Raw genomic sequence first — 25468 nt, 5'->3', positions numbered from 1 at the left:
CCTGGGGTTTTATTAGCCAGGACACGGAGTCCGGTTCGGCGCCGGAGGCATCCGCGTTCGAGAATTGATAGGATGTTTCGGCCGCGCATGACGTCGCGGCGAAAGCTCGTGTATCTACCTGGTACGGCCTCCGGGCGCCCAAGGCGGCACGTCGACATCGATGGCGGCCGGCGCCGCGGAAAGGCCCACGACGGTGACCGCCACCATGCACCCCGAGACGTCCTCCCCGGAGACCCCCTCCCCCTCGCCGACGCTGCTGTCGGTCGCCGGGCGCGGCTACTTCCCGGTCGCGTTCGTCGCCCGCCTTCCGTTCGCCATGATGGTGGTCGGCGTGCTCACCCTCGTGGTCGCCGGCCGCGATTCACTCGCCTTCGGCGGCCTGAGCTCAGCGATGGTCGGCATCGGCTCCGCCCTCGTCGGCCCGCTCGTCGGGGCCGCCGCGGACCGATTCGGGCAGCGGCGCACCGTGCTCGCCGCAGGGATCACCAACAGCCTCGCCCTCCTCCTCATGACCTGGGTGGTCTTCAGCTCCCTGCCGGGCTGGGCCGTGCTCGCCTCGGCCGCCCTGGTGGGCGCGAGTGCCCCACAGGTCGGGCCGATGTCGCGCAGCCGCCTGGTCACCATGATCACGACGAAGCTCCCCGAGGGGCGCCGGGTGCGCACGCTCCTGTCCGTGATGGCGTACGAGTCCGCGGCCGACGAGGTGATCTTCGTCTTCGGCCCCGTCATCGTCGGCCTGCTCGCGACCACGATGTCGCCCGCCGCCCCGATGATCGGTGCCGCCGTGCTGACCGTGCTCTTCGTCTCCGCGTTCGCACTGCACCCGAGCGGTCGTGCCACCGAGCACCGCGCCGACGGAGCCGTCGTGCAGGCGCCGGCGCGCGAGCTCGCGAATCCCCTGCTGTTCACCGTGATCGCGGGCGTCTTCGGCATGGGCCTGTTCTTCGGTTCGACCCTGACCGGACTCACCGCGTTCATGCGCGACGCGGGCAACGCCGAGTCCGCGGGTCTGTTCTACGGCGTCATGGGCGTCGGCTCCGCGGCGCTGGCCCTCGGCTCGGCCCTGTTGCCCGAACGGTTCACGATCGCCGCGCGCTGGGTGGGCTTCGCGACCGTGCTCGTCCTCGGTGCCGTCCTCATCGCCGCCGCACCGTCGCTGCCGCTCCTGGTGGCCGGCCTCGCGATCGCCGGCATCGGCGTGGGGCCCACGCTGGTGACCGAGTTCAGTCTGGGCGCCGAGCGCAGCCCCCTCGGACGCTCCGCCACGGTCATGACGATCCTCGGCAGCAGTTTGATCCTGGGGCAATCGCTCGCATCGGCGGTGAACGGCGCGCTCGCGGAGAACATCAGCACGGCCGCTGCGCAGTGCGCGCCGCTCGGCGCGGCCCTCGTCGTGCTGGGCGCGGGCATCACGAACGCGGTGCTCTCGCGGCGCCCGTCCGCTGCCGACGCCGACGACGAGCCGCTCACCCCGTAGGCGGCCCCGCCGCGACCGCTCAGTCGATGCGCGGCGGCCGCGCAGACGCGCGGCCGAGGCGATCCGCATCGTGCCGGCGGCTCGGCGGTTCGAGCGGGATCGCGAGCAGCTCGCCGTCGGGCAGCATCGTGGACACCCGCACCTCACGCGCTGGACGCGCCGCGTCGCGCCGCGGCTCCCGCACTCGCCTGATCTCGGACATCGCGACCCCTTTCCGGGCGGACCTGTCGCCTTCGACGTTACGCTTCGGGCCGTGACCACGACCAGCGCCGGACTTCTGCTGTACCGCCGCACCGGCGATGCGGTCGAGGTCCTGCTCGGCCACATGGGCGGCCCGTTCTGGGCCCGGAAGGACTCCCACGCCTGGTCTGTTCCCAAGGGCCTGTACACCGACGAGGAACCCCTCGCCGCGGCGGAACGCGAATTCGCGGAGGAGCTGGGCTCCCCCGCCCCGCCCGGGCCGACGGTGTCGCTCGGCTCCGTCCGGCAATCGGGCGCGAAGACGGTCACGGTCTTCGCCCGCGAAGGCCGCTTCGACGCGGAGACGATCCGCTCCAACGAGTTCGAACTGGAGTGGCCGCGCGGCTCCGGCCGGATGCAGAGCTTCCCCGAGATCGACCGCGCGGCCTGGTTCAGCCTCGACCAGGCGGCGGAGAAGCTGGTGAAGGCGCAGTCGGCGTTCCTCGACCGGTTGCGGGAGCACCTGTCCGGAGCGTGAGCGCCCCCACCCCGATCGCGCAGATCATCGATGCCGCAGCGGCGGCCACCGCGATGTGGTTCCACCCGGCGACGGCCCCCGTGCCCGCGGCGAGGACACCGGCGATGGTGATGCCCAACGCCGAACCCACGTAGCGGGCGGTGTTGTTGACTCCGCTTCCCATGGCCGCATCGCCCGCGGGCACGCTCGCGATCGCCTCCCGGGCCAGACCCGTGTTCAGCAGCCCGGATGCGACACCGGCCACCAGCAGCCCGGGGACCAGGCGGAACGGGGAGGCCCCGTCGGACAGGCCCGCGGTGAGCAGCAGTCCGAGCGCGACGCCCGCGAGCCCGCCGCTGAGATGCGCCGGGCCGGACAGGCGCCCGGCGAGACGCGAGAAGCCCAGCGCCGCCACGGCGCTCGCGCCCGCCCACAGCGCCAGCAGTGCGCCGGCCTGCAGGGTGCTGAGGCCGAGGCCGCGGACGACGAAGGTACTCGCGACGGACATCGCGGAGATCACGCCGATGCCGGTGCCGAAGGCGGCGGCGGTCGCGGCGAGGAACCGGGGGCGCCGGAAGAGCAGCGGATCGACGAGGCGGGCGCTGCCGCGGCGCTGGCTCGTGACGAGGGCGGCACCGAGGAGCACCGCCACGGCCCCGACCCCCGCCGCCGGCCACCCGGCGCCGACGCGGGCCTCGACGAGGGCCGCCACCGCGGCCGTCAGGGCGCCCGTGAGGAGGACGAAGCCGAGGGCGTCGAGCGGCCGGTCCGGGTTGTGCGGCGGGCGCGCCGGAACACGGCGCGCCGACAGCCACAGGGCCGCCCCTCCCAGGGCGAGGAGCAGATAGAACACGCGCCAGGCACCCCCGAGGTCGAGCAGACCGGTCACGACCGGCCCGAGGGCGATGCCCGCGCCCATCGACGAGCTCCACCACACCGCAGTGCGGGCGCGGTGCCCGTCGTGCTCGCTCACCGCCGCGACCAGGCCCAGCCCCGTGGCGATCATGCCCGCCGCCCCGACGCCCGCGGCGATGCGCGCCGCCACGAACAGCGGCGCCGAGGCCATCGCCGCGCACGCGAGGCTCGCTGCGACGAAGACGGCGGCGCCGGCGCGGAAGACCCGCCGGTGACCGATGCGATCCGCGACCACGCCGGCGGTGACCAGGGCGGCGGCGAGGCCGACACTCATCGAGGCCAGGATCCAGGTGGCCGCGGCCGGGCTCGCGCGGAGCGCGGTGTTGAGGGTGACGGCGTTGCCGAGCGGCCCGGCGTAGGCGAGCATCGCCAGCAACGTGCTCGCCGCGACCGTCACGAGGACCCGCCCGTACCCGGAATCCAGTCTTGTCATGAGACTCATCATGACCCATGACGAGTCTCATCACAAGACTCGATCGCGGTATGCTGGCGCCATGGCACTGGGGACGGGATACGAGGCGCAGCCCTGCCATCTGGCACGCGCCCTCGAAGTGGTCGGCGAACGGTGGACGATGCTGATCCTGCGCGATCTCTTCTACGGCGTGCGCCACTTCAGCGACCTGCTCGAACACCTCGACGTCTCCCGCGGCGTACTCACCGAACGCCTCGACACCCTGGTCGCCGCCGGAGTGGTGACCCGCCGCAAGGTGGGGCGGACCGTCGAATACGAGCTCACTCCCGCCGGAGAGGACCTGTGGCCCACGATCTTCAGCCTCATCCGGTGGGGCCGCCGGCACCTCGACGCCGACTTCCCGGCGCGCGTCTTCGCGCACGCCACCTGCGGAACCGACCTGGAGGAATCCGGGCTGTGCCCGCGCTGCGGTATCGTCCCGACGGTGCGCGACCTGGATTCGCGTCCCGGTGACGGGCCGAATCCACGCCGCCGCGACGATCCGGTGGCCGTCGCACTGCGCGACCGGCACCGGATGCTCACGCCGGTGCCCTGACCGGCCGGCGCATCAGTTGCGGTAGTTCTCCACGGTGTTCGCCGACCGGGTCGCGGCGTCGTCGGGGTTCTCGCCGAACTCGCGCCGCGCGCGGCGCTGGCGCAACAGATCCCACGCCTGATCGAGCTGGGTCTCCAGCACCTGGAGCCGCGCGTGCTCCTCGCTCTCGCTGATCTCGCCCGCTCCGAGCTTGTCCCGCAGCGCGTGCTCCTCCGCGATGAGGGCGTCGATCCGGGTGTGCAGTGCGTCGTCGGTCATGCCCCGATCCTGCCACCGATCCGCGAAACGCGGGGGTCCACAATCGACGGGTGTCCTCCCACGCCCTGCACCGCCTGTTGAATCCGCCACCCGGACACGCGCTGGGACGGTTCGCCTTCGTGATGGCGACGGGGATCGTCGGGACGCTCCTGCACTCCGCGGGGGCGACGACGCCGGGCGACACCCTGGTCATCCTGGCCGCGATCGGATATGCGGCACTCGCCGTGGCGGGAGCCGTCCGGGCACGCAGCATCCCGGCGATCCGGGCGGAGATCGCCGCTGCGGGGTTCACGACGATGGCGGTCCCCGCCGCGACCTCCGTGCTCGCCGGCTACCTCGCGCTGCGCGGGCTGACGACGCCCGCCCTCGTGGTCGGCGTCGTGGCCATGGCCGCGTGGCTCGTGCTGGGCTACCTCGTTCCGGCGCAGCGGGTCCTGGACAACTCCGGCGCCCGGGACGGCGACCGGCTCCGGGGCGCCGACGGGACGTGGTTCCTCTGGGGCGTCTCGACGCAGTCCGTGGCGGTGGTGGCGGGGCTGCTCGCACCGCAGGTGCCCGGTCACGGACTCGGCGCGGTCGCCACCCTGTGGTGGGGGCTCGGGATGGCACAGTTCGTGCTCGTCGCGGCCCTGGTGGCGGCGAGGATGATGCTCGCCCCGGTGCACCCGGGCGAGGAGGTGGCGCCCTACTGGGTGTTCTTCGGCTCCGCCGCGATCTCGATCCTCGCGGGATCGGAGCTGGCCGCACTCCCGTCGGGCGAAAGGATCCTCGCGCCGGAGTTCGTCACCGCCGTGTGCGTGTGCCTGTGGGCGTTCGCCACCTGGCTGGTACCGCTCCTCGTGACACTCACCCTGTGGCAGTGGCGCCGCTCTCCCGAGTCGGACTTCCTGCGGCTCGCACTGTGGTCGATCGTCTTCCCGATCGGCATGTACGGTCAGGCCACGTTGCGCCTCGGCGACGCCGCCGGCCTGGAGTGGATGTCCCCCATCGCGCACGCCGACGCCTGGTTCGCACCGGCGGCGTGGCTGGCAGTCGCGCTGGGGATGGCCGTGGTGGCGACCCGCGGCCCACGGAGGGGCACTACTCCGCGCGGTCCGACTTCTCCTTGAGCAGGAGCGTGACCGCTTCCGTGAGGGCACTGACCTGCTCGCGCAGCTCGCGGATCTCCTCGTCGCGCTGATCCGCACCGTCCGCCGGCGCCTTCGCCCCGTCGGACGTCGCCGCACCCGAGGCGGACTCGGACTTCGTCGGCTTCTTCCCCTCACCGTCGTCAGCGCCCGTGGCCCGGGCCGCCCCGGCGTCATCGGACTCGGAGGACGGAGCGGTCGCGCCGTCCCCCTGGCCCGCCAAGCCGCCGACGACGGTCTGCGCGACCTCGGCGGGCGCACGCAGCAGGTCGGCGAGGAGACTGGAGGCACCGGAACCCGACGTGCGCGGGCGACTCTGCGCCCGGCGGCGGATGAGCTGAGCGAGCACCTCGTCGGTGCGATCGGTGCCCACGTCGTGGTCGCGGACCACGATCCGGACCCCCGCATCGAGCAGCACCGCGATCTCGTCGAGGGTGGTGAAACGACGCCGGACCGAGTCGTACAGCTTGCGATTCGAGTACCGCTTGATCAGATACGGTTCGTCGTCGGTCATGACCCCTCCTCTAGGGCTTCGCCCGGTGTCGAGCCTACCGCCGCTCCGCCGAACGCAGAATCACCCGGGACGCGCCCTGCGGGCGTCCCGGGTGATCCTCGTCGTTCGCGGGAGTCGGCGATCCGACTCACTTGGTCTTGGTGACCTTGGAGAGCTTCTTCACCTGCTCGTTCAGCGTCTCCGTCTGCTTGCGCAGGTTCTTGATGTCCTTCTTGGCGAACTTGTGGGCGCCCTTGCGCGCGCCCTTCTCGGCGCTCTCCACGTTCTCGATCAGGTTGTCGACGAGATCCTTGGTGTTGCCGACGACGCCGGACAGGAAGTTGCTGATCGACGGCTCGGTCGCGGCCTTCTTGGACTTGGTGCTGTTACCCATGACGAATCCTCCTGTGTGATGTTTACGCGTTTGCGTAATAAAGAAATTACGCGCCGCGTAATCTTTACGCAATGCGTTGTGATGCAGATCACATATCAGTGGGTCAGGTGCTCCACCAACAGAACCTGCAGCTCACCCACGAGGAAGCCGAGGATCGCGCCGACCATGATCAATGTGCGCTCGTCGGCCTGGAACGCCGGTCGCAGAACGCCTTCGAACTCCTCCGGCGTCATCGCGGCCATCTTCTCGGCCATGATCGGCTGGATCTCCATGACGCGCGTGAGGTAGTCCTCCGCGCCCCGGAGCACCGCCGGCAGGGATTCCGCGATGTCCGCCGCGGCGGCGTTGCACATCGGTTGCACGCCCGCGACATCGAGGCCCAGGCCCGTCGCCCCGCGGACCGGACCGCTGAGCACGCCGCTGACGACGCCGAGCAGGCCGGCCACCGGCAGGTCCCCCACCTCGCCGCCGATCGCGCCGAGGCCCGGGAGCTCGGTGATCCCCAGCTCCTTGAGCAGGGGCAGAGAGGCCACGTCGACGCCCGCGAGCTGCTCGAGGTCGCCCAGGTGCTCGCGGACGCTGTCCTCGATCACCTCGGCGATCACCATGACCACCTTCGGGGAGTTCTTGCCCGTGAACACCGCGCGCATCAGTCGGTCGGAGGTCAGCACGCGCGTGGCGATCAGCGTGCCGTACTCGTGGGACACCGGGATCCGGTGCTTGAGGAACAGCCCCTGCCACGTGATCACCCCGAGGTACTTCTTCGGCTCCTTGGGGTTGAAGATCAGGCGGAGCGCCGCCCAGTCCGTGAACCAGCCCGTGAACAGGCCGAACAGTGGCATCACGTACGGATTGCGGAAGAGCGCCCAGACCAGGAGCTGAACGAGGCCGATGCAGAAGCCGAACACGAGGCCGCTGCGCCGGATGAACGCGAACTCCCTGCGGCCGACGTCGAGGAACATCGACTCCAGCGTGTCCGGGTCCGCCAGGAACTCCTCGGTCACCATCGCCTTGAGGTCGAAGAGCTCGTCGACGTCGTCGGTGATCGCCTCGGTGATGCGGACGACGGCATCCGGGGCGGCGTCCTGCACGCGCTCGATGACGAGGTCCTGGGCCACCGGGGGCAGCACGTGCCACAGGGTCGGCTGGTACTCGGGCAGCACCTCGCGGGCCACGCGGCCGACCTCCGCCCGCAACGGGCGCTCGATGAGTGCCGCGACCTCGGCACCGTCGATCTTCCCGGCGATCTCGCGCGAGGAGATGAGGCGGCCGGTGAGGGTGTCGCACAGGATGTCGACCATCTGCGGCGCCCGCCGCGGAATGATGCCCTGCCAGCCGAGCTTGCCGATGCCCTTGAACTTCTGCGGCCGGAACATCATCTTGATCGCGACCAGCTTGGTGCCGTAGCCGATGAGCGCGGCGATGATCGGCATGGAGACGTACACCGGCCAGTTCCGGCCGAAGTCGGCGACGATCTCGGACCAGGATTGCATTCGGCACCTCCGTGGCTCGCGGTGCCCGGGCCGCCGTTCGTCGTCACGTTCCGGGCGAAGTGCCTCGTATTGTGTGCCTGCGAAGTCATGGCGCGGAGCCGATTTGCGGTAGTAACCGCCGTTCATCTGCGATGGTGTCCGATTCGCTTGACAAACCTCGCACGGTTGCCAACTCCCACCTTCACTCGCCGGGTAGCGTGGCGTCCGACGCCGCTCGATGCCGGCGCCGCCCTTCACTCCCCGACCTCAGGAGGCACCGTGGCCAAGGGCTACTGGGTCAGCAACTACCGCGCGATCAACGACACCGAGAAGCTGGCCGCCTACAACGCGCTGGCCGCCCGAGCGGTCGCGGCCGGTGGCGGGCGCCTGCTGTCGCGCGACGGGCGGGTCATCGCCTACGAGGCCGGTATCGCCGAGCGCACCATCGTCATCGAGTTCGACAGTTTCGAGCAGGCCGTCGCCGCGCGCGAGAGCGAGGCCTACCAGGAGGCGCTCGCCGCCCTCGGCGACGGCGTAGAGCGCGACTTCCGCATCGTCAAGGGCGTCGACTGACGCTGGAACCTCCGCGCACTACTCCGGGCGCCTCCCCGGACCGAAGCGCGGACTGCGGCGGACCGTCGACCTCCGGAAACGAGAATTCCCCTCCGACCTGCGTCGGAGGGGATTTCTCGAGTGGAGCTAAGGGGACTCGAACCCCTGACCCCCACACTGCCAGTGTGGTGCGCTACCAGCTGCGCCATAGCCCCGTATTGCGTTGTTCACCTGCGGTTTCCCGCCCGGAGAACATTACAGGAGGCAGCTCTCGTGCACCAAATCGGCTGGTCAGCGCCTGTTTTCTACTTGAGGAGCGGAGTCAGCCAGTCGCCCTGCACCTCGACCTTCACTCCGTTGTGCACGACGGTGGGTGTGCCGGTGCTGTTGACCTCGCTCAGCAGCTTGCTGCCCTCGCCGGCGGTCGTCGCCGCATCGGTCGCGTACTTGCCCTCGCTGATGGCGCTGACGACGTCGGCGGGCAGCTCGACCCCCTTGGCCTTCGCGCCGTCGGCCAGGACCTTGGCGATCTCGGCGTTGGTCTTGTCGCCCTTGCCCTCCTCGGGCTGGTTGGCGTACATGGCGGTGTGCGCACCCAGCCAGGCCTTCTGCTTCTGATCCTCGGGCAGCGACGACTTGGCGATGGCCAGCAGGCCGCCGGCCGCGCGGTCGGAGTAGTCGCCCGACGGGCTCTGGCGGTTCAGGAAGGAGAGCATGAAGAACGTGATCTGCAGCTTCCCGTCCTCGACCGCCTTGGTGATCTGCTCGCCGTAGGCGCGCTCCATGTTGCCGCAGGCGGGGCAGTAGGCGTCCTCGAAGAACGTCAGCTTCGTGGGCGCGTCCGCTTTGCCGAGCACGAAGGACGGCGTGGCCTTGTCGATCGCGGCCTGCGCCTTGTCGGCGGGCGTGCCCTCCTTCTTGCTCAGCAGCAGGACGCCGCCGATGACGACCACGATCACCACGAGGACGGCGATACCGCCCAGCACGTAGGTCATGGTGTTGGACTGCTTCGCGGGAACGTACTTCGCGTTCTTACCCTTGCTCACGCCGACCACAATAGCGGCAATCGCAGAGTTCCCAGGTCAGGCGGGGTGGAGAACGTTTTCAGGCCCCCAGAACGCCGTCGACGAGCGCCTTCGCCTCGGCCTGCACCTGGGCGAGATGCTCCGGCCCGCGGAAGGACTCGGCGTAGATCTTGTACACGTCCTCGGTACCGGACGGACGCGCCGCGAACCACGCACTCTCGGTGGTCACCTTGAGACCGCCGATCGGAGCGCCGTTGCCGGGCGCGCGGGTGAGCTTGGCGGTGATCGGCTCCCCCGCCAGCTCGCCGGCCGTGACCTGCTCGGGCGAGAGCTTCGCCAGCACCGCCTTCTGCTCGCGGCCGGCGGGCGCGTCGGTCCGCGCGTAGGCGGGCACGCCGTACTGCTCCCCGAGCACCGCGAAGTGCTGCGACGGGCTCTTGCCGGTGACGGCCAGGATCTCCGATGCGAGCAGCGCCAGGATGATGCCGTCCTTGTCGGTGGTCCACACCGATCCGTCGTGCCGCAGGAAGGACGCGCCGGCGGACTCCTCGCCGCCGAAGCCGACACTCCCGTCGAGCAGGCCGGGCACGAACCACTTGAAACCGACGGGGACCTCGAGGAGTTTGCGGCGCTGCTCGGCCACCACGCGGTCGATCATCGACGAGCTGACGAGCGTCTTGCCGACCGCGGCGTCGTCGCGCCAGCCGCGCGAGGCGAAGAGGTAGTCGATCGCGACGGCGAGGTAGTGGTTCGGGTTCATCAGCCCGCCGTCGGGGGTGACGATGCCGTGCCGGTCGGAGTCCGCGTCGTTGCCGGTCGCGATGTCGTACTGGTCCTTGTTCGCGATGAGCGAGGCCATCGCGTTGGGCGAGCTGCAGTCCATGCGGATCTTGCCGTCGGTGTCGAGCGTCATGAACGCGAACTGCGGGTCGACGGTCGGATTGACCACGGTGAGGTCGAGGTTGTACCGGTCGCCGATGGCACCCCAGTAGCCGACCGCCGCACCGCCGAGGGGGTCGGCGCCGATGCGGACGCCGGCGTCGCGGATCTTGTCCAGGTGCAACACCGACGGCAGGTCCCCGACGTAGGAGTCGAGGAAGTCGAAGCGTTGGATCGCGTCGGAGGCGAGGGCCCGCTCCAACGGGATCCGGCGCACGTCGCGGAGGCCGCCCTCGAGGATCTCGTTGGCACGCGCGGCGATCGCCGAGGTCGCGTCGGTGTCGGCGGGGCCACCGGTCGGCGGGTTGTACTTGAAGCCGCCGTCCGCGGGCGGGTTGTGCGACGGGGTGACGACGATGCCGTCCGCCTCGACGCCCCCGCCGTGCCTGCGGTTGAAGGTGAGGATCGCGTGACTCAGGGCGGGCGTCGGCGTGTACCGGTCGTCGAGGTCGATCAGGGTGTCGACGCCGTTCGCGGCGAGCACCTCCACAGCCGTCTCCCACGCCGGGCCGGAGAGCAGGTGCGTGTCCTTCGCGAGGTAGAGCGGCCCGCGGACGCCCTCCGCCGCGCGGTACTCGACGATCGCCTGCGTGGTGGCCGCGATGTGGTTGTCGTTGAAGCTGCCGTTCAGCGACGTCCCCCGATGCCCCGACGTGCCGAAGGTCACCCGCTGATCGGGGTCGCCGGGGTCGGGCGCGACCGAATAGTACGCAGCACGAACGGCTTCGACGTCGATCAGGTCCTCGGGAAGAGCCGGTTGGCCGGCACGCGCATGAGCCATCTTCAGTCCACCTCGTCAGTCCGGAAGTGGCCGCGGATCGCGCGGCCGCTGTCATCCAACGTATCGCCGAGGCGGGCTCCGCGCGGGGTAAACAGGTGCACCGCCCCGCCGTGCCCGGCGACGCGACGGGACGCGGCGTCGCGACGGGACGCGGCGTCGCGACGGGACGCGACGCCGCGGCGGTCAGACGATCGCCCAGACGATGAGCACCATCGCGAAGCCCACCACCGAGAGGACGGTCTCGAGCACCGACCAGGTCATGAGCGTCTGCTTGACCGTCATGTTGAAGTACTTCGCGACGATCCAGAAACCCCCGTCGTTGACGTGGCTGAGGATGATCGAGCCGGCCGAGATCGCGATGACGATCAGCGCGATCTGCGCCTGCGAGTAGTTGCCGGCGGCCACCGTCTCACCGATGATGCCGGCGGTCGCGGTGATCGCCACCGTCGCCGAGCCCTGCGCGATGCGCAGGGCGCAGCTGACCAGGTAGGCGGTCACGATCAGCGGCAGGCCGAGGTCCGACATCGAGTCGGTGAGCGCCGTGCCCACGCCCGTGGCCCGCAGGACCGCGCCGAACAGGGCGCCGGCGCCGACCACCAGCAGGATCATGCCGATCGGCTTGAGCGCCGCACCGGTCATCTCGGCGAGCTGGGTGGCGTTGATGCCGCGCCGGATGCCGAGCAGGTAGAAGGCCAGGACGACCGCGATGGTCAGGGCGATGGCGGGCGTGCCGAGGAAGACGAGGATCGAGAACGGCCTGGTGCCCTTCTCGAGCCACACGGAGCCGAAGGTGCCGCCGAGGATCAGCAGCATGGGGACCGCGATGATGAAGGCGATCAGGGAGAGCGGCGGCTGCTTCTTGCTGGCGTGGGCCTCCTCCGGCACGAACTCCTCGGGAACGTCGACGATGACCCGCTTGCCGATCCACGTGCCCCAGACGATGCCCGAGGCGAACCAGGCGGGGATGCCGCAGACGAGGCCCATGATGATGATCCAGCCGAGCGAGGTGTGCAGCAGGCCCGCCGCGGCCACGGGGCCGGGGTGCGGCGGCAGGAAGGCGTGCGTCATCGACAGGCCGGCGAGCATCGGCATCGCGTACATGACGAGCGACTTGCCGCCGCGCTTGGCACACACGTACACCAGCGGCGCCAGGATGAAGATGCCGATGTCGAAGAACACCGGGATGCCCAGGATGAGACCGGTGACGCCCATCGCCAGTGGCGCTCCCTTGGGGCCGAACAGTTTCAGCAGCCAGCTGGTGAGCACGTCGGCGCCGCCGGAGCGTTCCAGGATGGCGCCGAGTACCGTGCCGAGGCCGATGATCGGGGCGATGTGACCGAGGATGCCGCCGAAGCCGGTCTCCAGGATCGATTGCGCCGCACCCTTCTGCGGTGATCCGACGAGCTTCTCGACGGAGACGCCCGCGACCAGCGCCAGTCCGACCGAGACGATGATCAGCGCGATGAAGGGTTCGAGCTTGACCTTGATGATGAGGAACAGCAGGACCGCGATCGATACCGCGGCGAGGGTCAGCAGCCCCCCGGTGTCGTGCTGCAGCCAGTCGATGGCCGAGGACATGAGTGGTACTCCCGTTCTGGAAGGGGATCAGAGCGCGGCGACGAAACGCGCGGCGCGGAGGGTGATGTCGGCCCAGTCGCCGGCGGCGACGGTGTCGGGGGGCACGACGGACGTGCCGGCGCAGACGGCGACCGCGCCGGCACCCAGGAACTCGCGGGCATTGGCCTCGCTCACCCCGCCGGACGGGAGGAGCGGCAGGCCGGGGAACGGACCGTGCAGGTCCTTGAGGTAGCCCGGCCCGAAGGCACGGGCGGGGAAGATCTTCACTGCCACCGACCCGAGCGCGGCCGCGCGTGCCACCTCGGTCGGGGTCAGCGCGCCGAGGAAGACAGGGACGCCGAGGTCGCGTGCCGCCTCCGCGACCTCCTCGTTGACGTCGGGCGTCACCAGGAACCGGGCACCCGCGTTCACGGCGTCGCGGGCCTGGGCGGCGGACCGCACCGTGCCGACGCCGAGGTTCGTGCCCTCGACGTCCGCGGCGCGTTCGAGGTGGCCCAGGACGCCGGGTGTGGTGAACGTCAGCTCCACGGTGCGGATCCCGCCCTCCGCGAGCGCGCGGCACAGTGCCGCCGCGTCGGGGAGCTCGGGGGCGCGCACCACGGTGAGCGCCCGGTCTGCGGCCAGCGCGTCGAGCAGGCCGGATGGATCGGTGGCGGTCACAGGACTCCTTCTTCCGTGAGACGCAGCGCGCCGCCCGCGAGCGCGCCGGTGGGGACGCCGTCGTCCAGGGCGGCGACACCGCGGACGAAGACGTGCGTGAATCCCGCTGCGGGCGTGCGCGGGGCGTCGTAGGTGGCGCGGTCGATCACCGCGTCGGGGTCGAAGAGCGCCAGGTCGGCGGCGTAGCCCTCGCGGACCAGGCCCCGTCGCACCAGCTTCAGGCGGCGGGCGGCACGGCCCGTGAGATGACCGACGCACTCCTCGAGGCTCATCAGGCCCAGGTCGCGGCTGTAGTGGCCGAGGTAGCGCGCGAAGGTGCCCCAGGCGCGCGGGTGCGGCTTGCCGCCGACGAGCAGGCCGTCGCTGCCGCCGGTGTGCGCGGGGTGGCGCATGATGGCGCGCACGTTCTCCTCGTGCCCGACGTGCTGCAGGATGCCGGTGGCGAGGCGGTCGTCGAGCAGGAGCCCGATGCACACGTCGAACGGGTCGCGGCGCTCGTCGGCGGCGATCCGCTCGATGGTGCGGCCGACGTAGCCGGCGAGCGCGTCGGTGCCGACGCCGCTGATCTCGATGGTGTGCCACTCGGCGATCACGCCGTGACAGCCGTCGGATCCGGTGTGCTCCAGGTGCTCCCGGATGCGGGCGAGGTCCTGCGGGTCGCGCAGGCGCGCGAGAGTGGCGTCGGCGCCGCCGGCCGCGGCCCAGCTCGGGAGGATCGCGGCGAGCGTCGTGGCGCCCGGCAGGTAGGGGTAGGTGTCGAGCGAGACGTCGGCCCCCGCGGCGACGGCATCGTCGAGCAGGGCGAGGAGCTCGGGTGCCCGGCCCTTGTTCGGCCCGAAGTTGAGGGTGGCGTGCGCGAGGTGCAGCGGGCAGCCGGTGCGCCTCGACAGGTCGATCATCTCGGCGTAGGCCTCCATCGCGCCCGCGCCGTAGCTGCGGTGATGCGGGGAGAAGTAGCCGCCGAGCTCGCCGGTGGTGCGCATGAGCGCGGCCAGCTCGGCGTCGTCGGCGTACATGGCGGGCGTGTAGGTCAGTCCCGTGGACAGGCCGACGGCGCCCTCGCGCAGCCCCTGCGCCAGGATCTCCTGCATCCGGGCCACCTCGGCCGGGGATGCGACACCGTCGCCGAAGCCGATCGTGAGGGCCCGGAGGAGACCGTGCGGCACGAGGTAGGCGAGGTTGGTCGCGGTGCCGGCCGCGTCGAGCCGGTCGAGGTATTCGCCGACGGTGCGCCAGGAGAAGTCGAAGTCCTCCGGATCGGTGTTCCACCCGGCGATCTGGCGGCGCACGACGGCGAGCGTCTCGTCGGAGACCGGCGCGTAGCTCAGGCCGTCCTGGCCGATCACCTCGCACGTGACGCCCTGCGTGATCCGCGACGGGTGCTCCGGGTTGAGGAGCACCTGCAGGTCGGAATGGGCGTGCATGTCGATGAAGCCGGGGCTCAGGACCAGCCCGTCGGCGTCGATGACGCGGTGCGCCGGCCCGAGGTCGGTGCCGATCGCCGTGAGGACGCCGTCGGTGATCGCGACATCCGCGGTGTAGCGGGGCGCCTCGGTTCCGTCGACGACGGTGGCGGCGCGGATGAGTGTGTCGTGCATGGCGGGCCTCTAGAAGTAGGTGGAGATCATGTCGACGACCTGCGGGTTCTCGCCGTCGTCGGCGACGACGGGGATGACGCGCCACTTGTCGAAGACGGTGCACGGGTGACTCAGCCCCAGGCGCACCACGTCGCCGACGGCGAGCGGGTCACCGGCGGGCAGGCGGAGGAAGGCGTGCTGATCGTTGACCGCGGAGATCTCCGCCTCGAGCGGTCGCGCGGGCTCGCCGAGCCCCGGCGCGGCGACCTGCGGTTCGGGCAGGCCCTCGTCGAAGGAGACGTCGCGGCGGCCCACGTCGAGCAGGGCGAGGCCGGGCTCGGGCCGCGAGATGACGCGCGCCCAGACGTGCATCGCGGACCGCAGCCGCGGCGCGTCCGCCTCGCGGCCGGACGGCGTGATGCCGCGGTAGAAGCCGTCGTCGTGGATGATGTACGCCCCCGACCTGACCACGATCCGGGCGTCGTCGATGTCGCCGAGGATCGCGGCGACACGGTCGAAATAGGCACTGCCGCCGGCGGAGACGACGATGCGCCCTTCCGGGTACAGCGGGCGCAGGCGCGCGTGCAGGGCCTTGAGTGTGCGCAGGTAGTCGTCGACGGTGCCGAGCGCCGCGGCCGAGGTGTCGTGCGCGAAGGCGCCCTCGTAGCCGGTGACGCCGCCGAGACGCAGACGCGGGGACGCCGCGATGCGCTCGCCGATCGCGACGGCCTCGTCGACGGTGCGCGCTCCGGTGCGGCCGCCGGGGCCACCCAGTTCGACGAGCACGGTGGGCTGGCGCGTCGCGGTGGCGAGGCCGCGGTCGAGCAGTTCGACGGTGCCGAGTCCGTCGGCCCAGAGGGTGACCTCGAGTTCCGGGTCGGCGTCGAGCGCCTCGCCGAGCCAGCGGATCCCGGCCGGGTCGGCGATCGCGTTCGCCACATGCAGGTTCCGGAATCCGGTGACGACGGCGGCCCGCAGCTGGGGCAGGTTCGCGACGGTGATCGCCGTGGAGCCGGCGTCGAGCTGGTCCTGCCACAGCGCGGGCGCCATCGTGGTCTTGCCGTGCGGCTCGAGGTCGAAGCCGTGTGCGGCGGTCCACCGGGCGAACTCCGCGATGTTGTCCGCCATCGCCGCCCGGTCGAGGACGAGCACCGGCGTGGCGAGTTCGCTCAGGCGTGGTGCGCGGGCGAGGAAATCGGCCGTGCTCATCCCGTTCGCCCACGCGGGCACCGCCTTGTCGAGCACACTCAGCACCGTCGGCCGCGCGCCGTTCCCGTTGGCCATCATGGGTCCCAATCTGCTATGTTGCGTAAATTGCAATCGTCGTTGCGTGATGCGTGTCACAGACGCTAGCATTGCCGCGAGGACCTGCACAACCACGAAGTCGAAAGGTGCGACGGGTGACGGAAGCTTGGATCGTGTGCCTCGGGGAACCGCTGGCACTGGTCGCCGCGTCGGACCTCGACGCTCCCGCTCCCCCCATGCACGCCGGTGGGGCGGAGGCGAACGTGGCGGCGGGCGTCGCAGCACTGGGCACCCCCACGGCCTTCCTCGGCCGGATCGGCGGGGACGCCGAGGGCCGGCGCATCGTCGAGCACCTGCGCGCGTACGGCGTGCACACCGACGGCATCGAGGTCGACGAGACCGCGTTCACCGGGCGGTACGCCAAGACGGAGGGCGTCGACGCCACGGGCGAACCCGTCACCACCAGTACCTACCGGCGCGCGGGCAGCGCGGCCGCCGCGATGAGCCCCGAGTTCCTCGCCCGCCCCTCGGTCGCGGCGGCGCTCACGAGCGCCCGGATCGTGCACACCAGCGGCATCACGCCCGCACTGTCCGCGTCGTGCGCCGCCCTCACCCGGACCCTGCTGCGGGACCGCGACGGCGTACCCGGGACCGTCACGTTCGACGTCAACTGGCGCGAGCAGCTCTGGCCCGACGGCGACCCGTCGCTGGTCATCGAGCTGGCCCGGTGCGCCGACGTCGTGCTCGTCGGATCCGACGAGGCGGAGCGCGTTCTCGGGATCGGCTCCCCCGCCGGGGTCCGCGCGCTCCTGCCCGAACCGCGCACCGTCGTCGTCAAGGACGGTGCCGTGCGCGCCGTCGCCGTGGACTGCGCGGGCACCCAGATCGCCGTCCCCGCCCTGTCGGTCGAGGTCGTCGAACCGGTAGGCGCCGGCGACTCGTTCGCCGCGGGTTTCCTGCACGGCCTCGCACGTGACGAGGACCTGCGCACGTGCCTGCGCCGCGGCCATGCCGGCGCCGCGGCGACCCTGACGGTGCGGGCGGACTTCGCCACCCTGCCTCCTGACGCGATGGCGGCACTCCTGACCTGTACTGACGCCGACTGGTCCGCCGCGCACGTGGGTCCGGACGCGGTGCGGGTGGGCGGCGAGGAGTTCACCCCACCCCGCGAGAGCCGGACGCCATGAGCCAGAGCCTGACCCGCGCGCTGGAGATCCTGCGCCTCCTGGGCGAGGGTCCCGCGTCGCTCGACGAACTCGCCGACGAACTCGGGGTGCACAAGACGACGGTGCTCCGGCTCCTGCGCCCGCTCGTCGATGCGCGCTTCGCGTACCACGACGAGGCGCACCGCTACCACCTCGGATCCCGCGTCTTCGACCTCGCGGCGCGCGCCTCGGAGCAGCGCGGGATCCGCGAGATCGCCGCGCCGCACCTGGCCGCGTTTAATCGCGAGTACGGCCGGACCACGCACCTCGCGGCCCGCGAGGGCGACGCCGTCGTGTACATCGACAAGCTCGAGTCGCGCGACCTCATCCGGATGTACTCGCGGGTGGGCATGGAGGTCAACCTCAACTCCAGCGCCGTCGGGAAGCTCATGCTCGCCTCGCTGCCCGACGACGAACTGAGGCGCGTCGTCGCGGCGATGGACTTCACCCGGCGCACACCGAACACGATCGTCACGCCCGAGGACTACCTCGCCGAGATCGAGCGCGTCCGCGCGCAGGACTGGGCCGCCGACCGCGAGGAGAACGAGCCGACGATCAACTGCATCGGAGCGCCGGTCCGCGACGCGAGCGGCACCGTCGTCGCCGCCGTGTCCGTGTCCGTTCCCGACGTGGTCCTGCCTTTCGACGACCTGGTCGACTTGCTGGAGCCGCTGCGCGCGACGTGCGCGGCGATCTCCCGCGACTGCGGGTACCGCCCGCGCTGAACCTCCCGGACACCCCCGGGAACACCGAAACACCCACGAGAGCAAAGGAATCATCACCATGACCGCGACCGCCGTCTCCACCACCGACGCGCCCGCTCCCGCCCACTTCTTCTCCCAGGGCGTGCGCCGCGGCAACCTGCTGCAGGTCTCCGGCCAGGGCCCGATGGACCCGGCGACGAACCAGTACATCGCCGCGGGCGACGTCAAGGAGCAGACCCGGCGCACGCTGGAGAACGTCAAGGCGATCCTCGAGGCGGGCGGCGCCACGGTGGCCGACGTCCTGATGTTCCGCGTCTACCTCACCACGCGCGACGACTTCGCCGCGATGAACGAGGTCTACGGCGCGTTCATCGCCGAGAACGTGCCCGAGGGCGCCGCACTCCCCTGCCGGACGACGGTCTTCGTCGACCTCCCGCACGAGGTGATGCTGGTGGAGATCGACGCGCTCGCCGCCCTGGACTGAGCACCACCGACCGCCGTTGATACATGCGCATACAACCATGTATGTTCGTTCGGTGATCTCATCGGACGAGGGGCGGAGCTGAGATGAGCGGACACGCGGGACACGACCACGGGGTGTCGCCGGACGCCGACAAGCGCTGGCTGAGCCTGGCGCTGGCGCTCATCGTCGCGTTCATGGCGATCGAGGTGACGATCGGCATCATCGCGAGCTCGCTCGCGCTGATCACCGACGCCGCGCACATGCTCACGGACGCCGCGGCGATCGTGCTCGCGCTGGTCGCGATCAAGATCGCCGCGAAGCCGGCGAAGGGCGGGTACACCTGGGGGCTCAAGCGGGTCGAGATCCTCTCGGCGCAGGCCAACGGCATCACCCTCCTGCTCCTCGCCGCATTCTTCGTCTACGAGGGGATCTCGCGACTCATCACGCCGCCCGACGTCGACGGCCCGCTGGTCTTCTTCACCGCGCTCGCCGGCTGCGCCGTGAACCTGGCCGCCACCTGGTGCATCCGGCGCGCGAACCGCACCAGCCTCAATGTCGAGGGCGCCTACCAGCACATCCTCAACGACCTCTACGCCTTCATCGCCACGGCGATCGCCGGCGCGGTCATCTGGGCCACCGGGTGGGGCCGGGCGGACGCGATCGCCGCACTCGTGGTGGCGGCGCTCATGCTCAAGGCCGGATGGGGGCTGGTCAAGGCGTCCGGGCGGATCTTCCTCGAGGCCGCCCCAGAGGGCATCGACCCCGCCGAGGTGGGGCGCGACGTGGCCGCCGTGCCGTCGGTCGCCGAGGTGCACGACCTACACATCTGGGAGATCACGTCGGGTCAGCCCGCGCTGTCGGCCCACGTGCTCGTCGATCCCGCCGCGGACTGCCACGCCGTGCGCTCGAAGATCAGCGGCATGCTGCACGATCAGTACGGCATCGAGCACGCGACGCTGCAGGTCGACCACGAGGGCGCCGAGGACCACTGCGACGACCCGCACGGCGAGACCTACCCCGGTCAGGCTCCCGTGAACGGCGGCACCACGTAGCAGGGCACGGGCCGCGGATGCTGCGGGTCGAGCGCGTTGAGCACGAAGTATGCGGCTCGGCGTGAGCCCGCGATCGCCAGGTGGTCCGACAGGTCCTGCGCGCAGGTGTCCTGCACCACGATGTTGGTGACCTTCGTGCCGGGCGGACCGTCGACCTGACCGCTCGTATAGGGCAGCACCAGTTCGTCGAACCGGGTCGAGATGTTCGTGTACTCGACGCCGCGCGAGTAGGGCGTGCCGCCGGTCCAGATCGTGTCGAGGAAGCGCGATCCCGGCAGCATGTCGCCGATCGACTCGAAGACCGGGAAGTACGGGTCGGGCGCGTTCAGGCCGCGCACGAAGACCGACACGGCCTTGCCGAGGTCGCCCCCGGTGCCGCGCCACAGCGGGGCGAGCGAGACGTATTTGCCGACCTTGCCGGCGCCGCCGAGGTTCTTCACGAAGTACGACGGCATGAGTGTGCCCTGCGAGTGGCCGATGAGGTCGACCTTCTTCGCGCCGGTAGCGGTGAGAACGCGTTCCACCATCGATCTCAGCTGCTGCGCACTCGTTGCGAGCGGCCGTGTTCCGCCGATCTGGTTCACCGGCCACGGAGCCCCGGGCAGGGCGCCGTAGGTGAAGGAGAAGACACAGTAGCCGTTGTTCTTGAGCAGCGGCGCGTAGGCACCCCAGTTGGTCTGCGAGCCGCCGCCCGTGCCGTGCACCAGCACCACCGGGTTGGGATGGCGGGCCGTGGGCCTGCAGGAGTAGTCGTTGGTCCCGGGTAGCGAGCCGTTCGGGTTCGTCAGTTCCGACGGTATGCCGCCGAAGAAGGTGAAGTTCTCGGGCAGCGGCGCCGCGGTCGACGGCGCCGCCGCCAGGAGCGCGAGACCGGCCGCCGCGACAACCGCCCGCCGCCATACCGAACGCAGGTTCATGCCCACGGACGATAGCCCAACCCTCGTCGCGCCGAGAGACATTCTAGAACTTGTTTCACCACGCCCTCGCGAGCCCTGACCGCCATTTCCCGGCAGAGATCGTGCGATACGGTCACTTTCCCGGCTAATTACCCATATCCGGCAATCTGATTGGGCCTGCAAAGGCGTACACCGTAAAGACCGCAGGAGAGGGACCGTCCTGCGGTCGTCGTCCCCCCCCGGTCTGCAGGAGTTGTCCATGTCCCCCACCCTCACCCGCATCGCCGTCGCCGCATTCTCGCTCGCCGCGCTCGCCGCGCCGGCCGCTGCCGCGAACGCCGACCCGTCCTACAAGAACTGCACCGAGGTGCGCCAGGCCGGCAAGGCCCCGATCCTCAAGGGCCAGCCCGGCTACGGCAGCCACCTCGATCGCGACGGCGACGGCATCGCCTGCGAGGTGAAGAAGAAGTAGCACCGGGCGAAGGGGGCGGCGTGCGGTCGCACGGCGCCCCCTTCGACCGCCTGTCACAAGAGCGCGAGCGACTCGAACTCGTCTGACACCGAACCCGCCCTCGAGGAGTGATGAGGGCTCGAAGGAACAGCAACCTCACCCCTTCGGGTGAGGCGCCTCAGCATCGGGCACCGATAGCGTCTCGCCGAACGTGACGACGACCGAGGTGGGGCTTGATGCGGTGGCTTCGATTGCTGGCGGTGCTGGGCCTGATGGGTTCGCTCTTGCCTGTCCGGATAGCGGCGGCGACTCCGGTCACAGTGTCCCTCCGAGAGGATGTCGAGGAGTTCGGCAGGCAGATGCGGGTGCCCGGGATCGCGGCGCGGCTGGTCGGTCCGAACGGAACGCAGTGGGAGATCACCGCAGGGCTGGATGGTAGAGGCGAGGAGCTTTCGGCCGAATCGCCCTTCGTGTGGGGCTCGGTGTCCAAGTCGGCTGCCGCAGCCATCGCAGTCGGCCTCGCGGATTCGGGCGAACTGGACCTCAGCAGCGCTGTCCGAGAGGTACTTCCCGAGGGAGCGTCCTGGGTCGGGGATGACGTCGACGTGGGAGACCTGATCCATCACACGAGCGGGCTGCCCCATGATGTGTCGTTGACGGACGTGCCGCGCTCGCAGTCAGCCCGTTCAGCGATTGCAGAATCGCCGCCTCCACGGCACGATCCCCGTGGAGCATTCCGCTACTCCAGCCTGAATTACCTTTTGTTGCAGGCCGTGATCGAGCGCGCCACGAACGGGACGTACTCTCAGGCCCTCCAATCACACGTCGGCAGGCCTTCGAACGCACGGATCGTCGCCGAGTCCCGCCAATACAACGCCATCGTCCCAGCAGGATTCGTCCCGTGGTTCGGTGCGCCCCGAGCAAACGTACCCGCCCCGGACGGAGCCGGATTCGGGTACGGCTACCTCGCGGGTTCGATCGAGGCTCTCGGGCGGTACGCACAGTGGCTGGCTGCGACTCCGCTCCTGCGAGACGGTGCCGCAGCGACCGTCTCCACGGCAGGGAAAGCCGGTTACGGGCCCGGGCTGTACCGCGAACGGATCGCGGGCCGAGACGTCTGGTGGCACTCCGGTGCGGTGCCCGGATACTTCACCCACATAGCGCTGTTTCCCGACACCGGCCAGGCTCTCGTGCTCGCCGCGAATCGGTACGGCGAACTCGAGTCGAACGAGTTCGCCGCCTTCGCCCGATTCATCACGCGTAGGTCCGCAGGCGATGAAATCGCTGCACCGACCGTCGCGCCGGCGACGACACTGCCCGTACTCTCGGCCATCGCCGGTGTCGCATTCATTCTCCTGGGAGTCACCGGTACGTGGAGACTGTCCCGGCGGGGAAGGCTGCGATCAGCGCGAAGGACGATCATCTACGGCCTTCTCACGGCGGGCCTCTACCTCGCTGTCGGCATGGCTACGTGGTTCGCGCACAGCCTTGTGGGAGTTCCATCGATTGTGTTGAACCGCTGGGCTCCCGACCTCGCGTTTGTGCTGATCGCACTCTCGACCGCGTCGATCGTGACCTCGGTGGTGATGGTGACAGCAACGGTGCGGAGCGCAATGGCGCGGCACCGCCGGTGACCGACGATCTGTCCGCACCGAACTACCTCACGCTTACCACTGGTCGCTCATCTCGGTCGAGAAACCTGAGTACCCAGAGACCGTCAGCCTCGGCCCGGCAGACAGGCGAAACCGAGCACCCACGGATGTCCTGCCGCGTTCACGATCGGCGTTGCTCTCATCGAGGCCCGCTCTCGCCCGTCTCGTCACCTGCGGGGTGTCGCCTGTCTGCACCGAACAGTTGCCGCAGCTCGTCCTTCGGTAAGAACCTGAATCGCCATACAGCGGATGCAAGTACGAATCCGACAGCACTGAGTATCGACTCACCGAAAAGCAACGGCGACAGTGCAGCCGAACCGAGCAACACACACGCAACCAGCCGCCGTGGAGCGGTGGTCGAGGCCGCACTGCCCCAGACCACCCACCCGGCCGCGATCAGCCCGAACATGACGATCATTTCCGCCAGTAGGTCGTCCCGCATTCAGTCCCCCCCTTGGAGCACGGCTCTACGAACCGTCACGCAGCCGACTCGTCCATGAGGGAGATCCCGCGCTTCCGCAGCGGCTCGCCGATGTCCACACGGCGAGGAGCCCGAGTGTCCACCCGAGCATCGCGCAACAGGCGCCTGTGAGCGCGCCGGCCGCGTGGCGGATCCTGGGAGGTCCGTGATCGGGGCACTCGTCATGGCACTCCATCCACTACAGCGCCGCCACACGATCATGGAAGTCTGGTGGTAGCGGTTCACCCGAGCGGAGCCCGAGGGTGTTCATCACCGCTAGCGACTTGGCGCAGAAGATCAACCAGTCGGGTGTGGAATAGCTCTCCGGACTCAGCAGCTCGCGCCCCTCAGAGCCCGTGATGAACTGTTGGGGGTACACGGGCACGCACGTGTTCGGCGGCAGCGATTCCAGCTCCCGTTCGTCCAACCATGCACGGAGTCCTTCCGCATCCACGCCGGCCACGACGCTGCCCGAGATGATCGCCTCTACGAACGGCTTCTGTTCGATGACGGTGTCCGAGACCATTGTCGAGGGATCGAACATGGACACCATGGCGTCATCGTCATCGCCATCGACCGCGACACGCGCCTCGACCCAGAACTGAACACCTCTCCAATCCGCCGCGATCACCCGGACATCCTTGGCTGTGATCGCTGAGACTACTGCCGAGTTGATCCTCGAGGTCTCCGCGTCGTAGACCTGGAAGGCCCCGAACCCGAGCGCGACGAACGCATCGTCGGGCTCGTCGCGGCTGTCGCGCGCATCCCCACGCCGCTTACCGAACCCCAACATCAAGCCCCTCCTCCGTCATCGACATCGGCTTCACGGATCCCGCAGAAGCGCAACGTGAACTGCGAGAACACCTCCCAAGCCCGATCCGACACCCCGAGCAGCAGATCAGCGGTCACGTGTAGGTCATCACTTGTGGCGCCGGGGATGTCGATCCAGGTGAATGTGGACACGTCCGAGCTATTCAACTCTGCGTGAACCTGCTCGTTCACGGTGACACGGCAGTTCGGATTCACGGCGAATCCCGTCAACCTCGCGGTCTCCATCGCGGCGAGAAGACGCGGCGACACCAAGTAGACGGGGAAGCCCGCAATCAGGTCGTCCCCAAGCCATCCCGCAACTTCGTACTCCAGCTCGGACACGATCGGCGGATGCACTGAAGCGTCCAGCACCGTGCCTTCACCGAGACCACCCGCCACCTCGGGCTCCAGAACGAACGGCATGGACGTCACCACCTACGGTGTCGTGGATTACTCATACCCGATGATAAACACTGCTACTCGCACTCCCGTGCGGCCGCCCAGAAGTACACCGCGCCGCTACCGCCGTTCCCGCCACTCCGAACGTCGTTAAACCGCTCGACGTCGGCTTTCGCCTCGTCCAATGTCGGGTACACGGCGGTCACCGTCACGAATCGCTGTGGATCTGCCCTCAGCTCGGACAGAGGCTTGCTCACATCGCCGTCCCACACGTCGATACGGAGCACCGTGTACACGGGATGGCGTGACCGCTTCCTTTCGACTGCTCGCTCATCGCCTGCCCCACGGTCGCCAACGACGTCCGGGACGGCCATCGAGGAGCGCGGAATAGCAGGCATCGGGCGGCGAACCGAAGCCCCGACGATCCCCGTACTCGATCACCGCGCCAGACTCGTCGAGGTGCACCCGCCCGGGCACCGTCGACCGCACGCAATTGTTCACGCTGGCAACTCTATGGTGCGGTGCATCGCGGTCGCGATGGGATTTCCCACGAGCGTGACGACGGAACGAAAGCGACCCCTGATCTGCCATGCAGATCAGGGGCCCTCTGTGGAGCCGCCGGGAATTGAACCCGGGTCCTCCGTCATTTCTACGGGGCTTCTCCGTGCGCAGTCCGCTGTGCCTCTACTCGGATCTCCCGGTCTCACGGACGAGCCGGGATGACGATCCCAGTCGCTGTTTGATGTCCCCCGCGATGCCGCGACCGCACCGCGGGGTGAATCCCTCTAGCTGATGCCAGGAACCGGGCCGAGGGCGAACCCGGACTGACAGACTCGCCTGGCTGCTTAGGCAGCGAGAGCGAAGTCGCGCTGATTGGAATCGGCGCTTAATTGGTTGCTGCGACGCTTACGGTGGTCTCCAGCCTGCACCGGCACGCTTCCCCCGCGTCAACAAACGAAGTCGAAACCGATCGGCCCCTCATCGTCCGCTTCAGCGGAAGCCCACCCTTGCGGAGTGGAAGTTCCATACTACCGCACCGGGATCGGCGCCTGTCCAGCGATTATCAGACGGTGTGCGGGCGCACGCCGGCGGCGGAGGCGTTCATGTTCATCAGCACGGTGAGCAGCACCGTTCCGATGCGGTGCGCCAGCGAAACAACCTTGGCCCGGTTCTCGACAC

The 25468-nt window shown here is 69.8% G+C and carries 27 protein-coding genes, 1 tRNA gene and 1 other RNA gene; 11 read left to right on the top strand and 18 right to left on the bottom strand.

What is annotated here, in order from left to right:
• Positions 1-193 precede the first annotated feature (193 nt).
• Positions 194-1477 (top strand): MFS transporter, encoded by a 1284-nt coding sequence (locus tag ELY19_RS14145; protein ID WP_227966836.1) that lies wholly within the window; start codon positions 194-196, stop codon positions 1475-1477.
• Positions 1478-1496: 19 nt separating this feature from the next.
• Here the strand turns inward: ELY19_RS14145 and ELY19_RS14140 are convergent, their stop codons facing one another.
• Positions 1497-1679, bottom strand: a complete 183-nt coding sequence (locus tag ELY19_RS14140; RefSeq protein WP_126196776.1) for a hypothetical protein — start codon at positions 1677-1679, stop codon at positions 1497-1499.
• 51 nt (positions 1680-1730) lie between these two features.
• Between ELY19_RS14140 and ELY19_RS14135 the strand changes: the two genes are divergently transcribed.
• The gene (locus tag ELY19_RS14135) at positions 1731-2195 is read left to right on the top strand and encodes an NUDIX hydrolase (RefSeq protein ID WP_126196775.1); all 465 of its coding nucleotides are present in this window, start codon (positions 1731-1733) and stop codon (positions 2193-2195) included.
• Here ELY19_RS14135 and ELY19_RS14130 read toward each other — a convergent pair.
• Entirely contained in the window at positions 2110-3522 is a 1413-nt protein-coding gene (locus ELY19_RS14130; RefSeq protein ID WP_164711604.1) for an MFS transporter, read from the bottom strand. The genes ELY19_RS14135 and ELY19_RS14130 overlap by 86 nt on opposite strands.
• 61 nt (positions 3523-3583) lie before the next feature.
• Here ELY19_RS14130 and ELY19_RS14125 point away from each other — a divergent pair, with 61 nt between their 5' ends.
• Complete coding sequence (locus ELY19_RS14125) at positions 3584-4096, top strand: winged helix-turn-helix transcriptional regulator (RefSeq protein WP_126196773.1); 513 nt, start codon at positions 3584-3586, stop codon at positions 4094-4096.
• A 12-nt stretch (positions 4097-4108) separates the two neighbouring features.
• Here ELY19_RS14125 and ELY19_RS14120 read toward each other — a convergent pair whose 3' ends face one another.
• A complete protein-coding gene (locus ELY19_RS14120) occupies positions 4109-4354 on the bottom strand; it encodes a DUF2630 family protein (RefSeq protein WP_126196772.1) in 246 nt (81 codons plus the stop codon).
• 50 nt (positions 4355-4404) lie between these two features.
• On the opposite strand from ELY19_RS14120, the gene ELY19_RS14115 reads away from it, so the two are divergent.
• Complete coding sequence (locus ELY19_RS14115; RefSeq protein ID WP_126196771.1) at positions 4405-5463, top strand: tellurite resistance/C4-dicarboxylate transporter family protein; 1059 nt, start codon at positions 4405-4407, stop codon at positions 5461-5463.
• Here ELY19_RS14115 and ELY19_RS14110 read toward each other — a convergent pair.
• The 3 genes from ELY19_RS14110 to ELY19_RS14100 form a co-directional block, all read right to left on the bottom strand.
• Positions 5435-5995, bottom strand: a complete 561-nt coding sequence (locus tag ELY19_RS14110) for a polyhydroxyalkanoate synthesis regulator DNA-binding domain-containing protein (protein WP_126196770.1) — start codon at positions 5993-5995, stop codon at positions 5435-5437. The genes ELY19_RS14115 and ELY19_RS14110 overlap by 29 nt on opposite strands.
• A gap of 127 nt (positions 5996-6122) precedes the next feature.
• The gene (locus tag ELY19_RS14105; protein WP_126196769.1) at positions 6123-6368 is read right to left on the bottom strand and encodes a hypothetical protein; all 246 of its coding nucleotides are present in this window, start codon (positions 6366-6368) and stop codon (positions 6123-6125) included.
• Positions 6369-6463: 95 nt separating this feature from the next.
• Positions 6464-7861: a DUF445 domain-containing protein gene (locus tag ELY19_RS14100; RefSeq protein WP_164711603.1), complete on the bottom strand. Its 1398-nt coding sequence runs from the start codon at positions 7859-7861 to the stop codon at positions 6464-6466.
• A gap of 258 nt (positions 7862-8119) precedes the next feature.
• Between ELY19_RS14100 and ELY19_RS14095 the strand changes: the two genes are divergently transcribed.
• A complete protein-coding gene (locus ELY19_RS14095) occupies positions 8120-8413 on the top strand; it encodes a DUF1330 domain-containing protein (RefSeq protein ID WP_126196767.1) in 294 nt (97 codons plus the stop codon).
• A gap of 121 nt (positions 8414-8534) precedes the next feature.
• On the opposite strand, the gene ELY19_RS14090 is transcribed toward ELY19_RS14095, so the two are convergent.
• The 7 genes from ELY19_RS14090 to ELY19_RS14060 form a co-directional block, all read right to left on the bottom strand.
• Positions 8535-8607 (bottom strand) — tRNA-Ala (locus ELY19_RS14090).
• A 90-nt stretch (positions 8608-8697) separates the two neighbouring features.
• Complete coding sequence (locus ELY19_RS14085) at positions 8698-9438, bottom strand: thioredoxin domain-containing protein (protein ID WP_126196766.1); 741 nt, start codon at positions 9436-9438, stop codon at positions 8698-8700.
• Between the two features lie 58 nt (positions 9439-9496).
• Positions 9497-11137: a phosphoglucomutase (alpha-D-glucose-1,6-bisphosphate-dependent) gene (pgm, locus tag ELY19_RS14080; RefSeq protein ID WP_126196765.1), complete on the bottom strand. Its 1641-nt coding sequence runs from the start codon at positions 11135-11137 to the stop codon at positions 9497-9499.
• 183 nt (positions 11138-11320) lie between these two features.
• A complete protein-coding gene (locus ELY19_RS14075) occupies positions 11321-12715 on the bottom strand; it encodes a GntP family permease (RefSeq protein ID WP_126196764.1) in 1395 nt (464 codons plus the stop codon).
• A 27-nt stretch (positions 12716-12742) separates the two neighbouring features.
• Complete coding sequence (locus ELY19_RS14070) at positions 12743-13375, bottom strand: bifunctional 4-hydroxy-2-oxoglutarate aldolase/2-dehydro-3-deoxy-phosphogluconate aldolase (protein ID WP_227966829.1); 633 nt, start codon at positions 13373-13375, stop codon at positions 12743-12745.
• Entirely contained in the window at positions 13372-14973 is a 1602-nt protein-coding gene (locus ELY19_RS14065; RefSeq protein WP_126196763.1) for an N-acyl-D-amino-acid deacylase family protein, read from the bottom strand. Before ELY19_RS14065 ends, ELY19_RS14070 begins: the two co-directional genes overlap by 4 nt.
• A gap of 9 nt (positions 14974-14982) precedes the next feature.
• Positions 14983-16239 carry a type III PLP-dependent enzyme domain-containing protein gene (locus tag ELY19_RS14060; protein WP_227966827.1) on the bottom strand — a complete coding sequence of 419 codons (1257 nt, stop codon included), beginning with the start codon at positions 16237-16239 and terminating at the stop codon, positions 14983-14985.
• 113 nt (positions 16240-16352) lie between these two features.
• On the opposite strand from ELY19_RS14060, the gene ELY19_RS14055 reads away from it, so the two are divergent.
• The 4 genes from ELY19_RS14055 to ELY19_RS14040 all read left to right on the top strand — a co-directional run bounded on the left by ELY19_RS14055 (position 16353) and on the right by ELY19_RS14040 (position 19621).
• Positions 16353-17384 carry a sugar kinase gene (locus ELY19_RS14055; protein WP_227966826.1) on the top strand — a complete coding sequence of 344 codons (1032 nt, stop codon included), beginning with the start codon at positions 16353-16355 and terminating at the stop codon, positions 17382-17384.
• On the top strand, positions 17381-18127 hold the full coding sequence (locus ELY19_RS14050) for an IclR family transcriptional regulator (protein WP_126196762.1): 747 nt from the start codon (positions 17381-17383) through the stop codon (positions 18125-18127). Before ELY19_RS14055 ends, ELY19_RS14050 begins: the two co-directional genes overlap by 4 nt.
• Before the next feature lie 58 nt (positions 18128-18185).
• Positions 18186-18590 carry a RidA family protein gene (locus ELY19_RS14045; RefSeq protein ID WP_126196761.1) on the top strand — a complete coding sequence of 135 codons (405 nt, stop codon included), beginning with the start codon at positions 18186-18188 and terminating at the stop codon, positions 18588-18590.
• 83 nt (positions 18591-18673) lie between these two features.
• Positions 18674-19621 carry a cation diffusion facilitator family transporter gene (locus ELY19_RS14040; protein ID WP_126196760.1) on the top strand — a complete coding sequence of 316 codons (948 nt, stop codon included), beginning with the start codon at positions 18674-18676 and terminating at the stop codon, positions 19619-19621.
• On the opposite strand, the gene ELY19_RS14035 is transcribed toward ELY19_RS14040, so the two are convergent.
• A complete protein-coding gene (locus ELY19_RS14035) occupies positions 19591-20538 on the bottom strand; it encodes an esterase/lipase family protein (RefSeq protein ID WP_126196759.1) in 948 nt (315 codons plus the stop codon). The two genes, ELY19_RS14040 and ELY19_RS14035, sit on opposite strands and share 31 nt — an antisense overlap.
• A gap of 238 nt (positions 20539-20776) precedes the next feature.
• On the opposite strand from ELY19_RS14035, the gene ELY19_RS14030 reads away from it, so the two are divergent.
• Both ELY19_RS14030 and ELY19_RS14025 read left to right on the top strand, forming a co-directional pair.
• Positions 20777-20989, top strand: coding sequence for an excalibur calcium-binding domain-containing protein (locus tag ELY19_RS14030; protein WP_126196758.1), 213 nt, complete (start codon positions 20777-20779; stop codon positions 20987-20989).
• 215 nt (positions 20990-21204) lie between these two features.
• Complete coding sequence (locus ELY19_RS14025; protein WP_126196757.1) at positions 21205-22602, top strand: serine hydrolase domain-containing protein; 1398 nt, start codon at positions 21205-21207, stop codon at positions 22600-22602.
• Positions 22603-23279: 677 nt separating this feature from the next.
• On the opposite strand, the gene ELY19_RS14020 is transcribed toward ELY19_RS14025, so the two are convergent.
• From ELY19_RS14020 to ssrA, 4 genes are all read right to left on the bottom strand, one after another.
• Positions 23280-23873: a hypothetical protein gene (locus tag ELY19_RS14020; RefSeq protein WP_126196756.1), complete on the bottom strand. Its 594-nt coding sequence runs from the start codon at positions 23871-23873 to the stop codon at positions 23280-23282.
• Positions 23873-24313 carry a hypothetical protein gene (locus ELY19_RS14015; protein WP_126196755.1) on the bottom strand — a complete coding sequence of 147 codons (441 nt, stop codon included), beginning with the start codon at positions 24311-24313 and terminating at the stop codon, positions 23873-23875. Before ELY19_RS14015 ends, ELY19_RS14020 begins: the two co-directional genes overlap by 1 nt.
• 53 nt (positions 24314-24366) lie before the next feature.
• A complete protein-coding gene (locus ELY19_RS14010; protein WP_126196754.1) occupies positions 24367-24663 on the bottom strand; it encodes a hypothetical protein in 297 nt (98 codons plus the stop codon).
• A 233-nt stretch (positions 24664-24896) separates the two neighbouring features.
• Positions 24897-25267, bottom strand: a transfer-messenger RNA (tmRNA) gene (gene ssrA, locus ELY19_RS14005).
• Positions 25268-25468: the final 201 nt, after the last annotated feature.

The sequence above is a fragment of the Tsukamurella paurometabola genome (assembly GCF_900631615.1).
GTDB classification, from domain to species: Bacteria; Actinomycetota; Actinomycetes; order Mycobacteriales; family Mycobacteriaceae; genus Tsukamurella; species Tsukamurella paurometabola_A.
The sequence above is the reverse complement of the archived record's forward strand: the minus strand, read 5'-3'. Positions and strand labels throughout refer to the sequence as shown.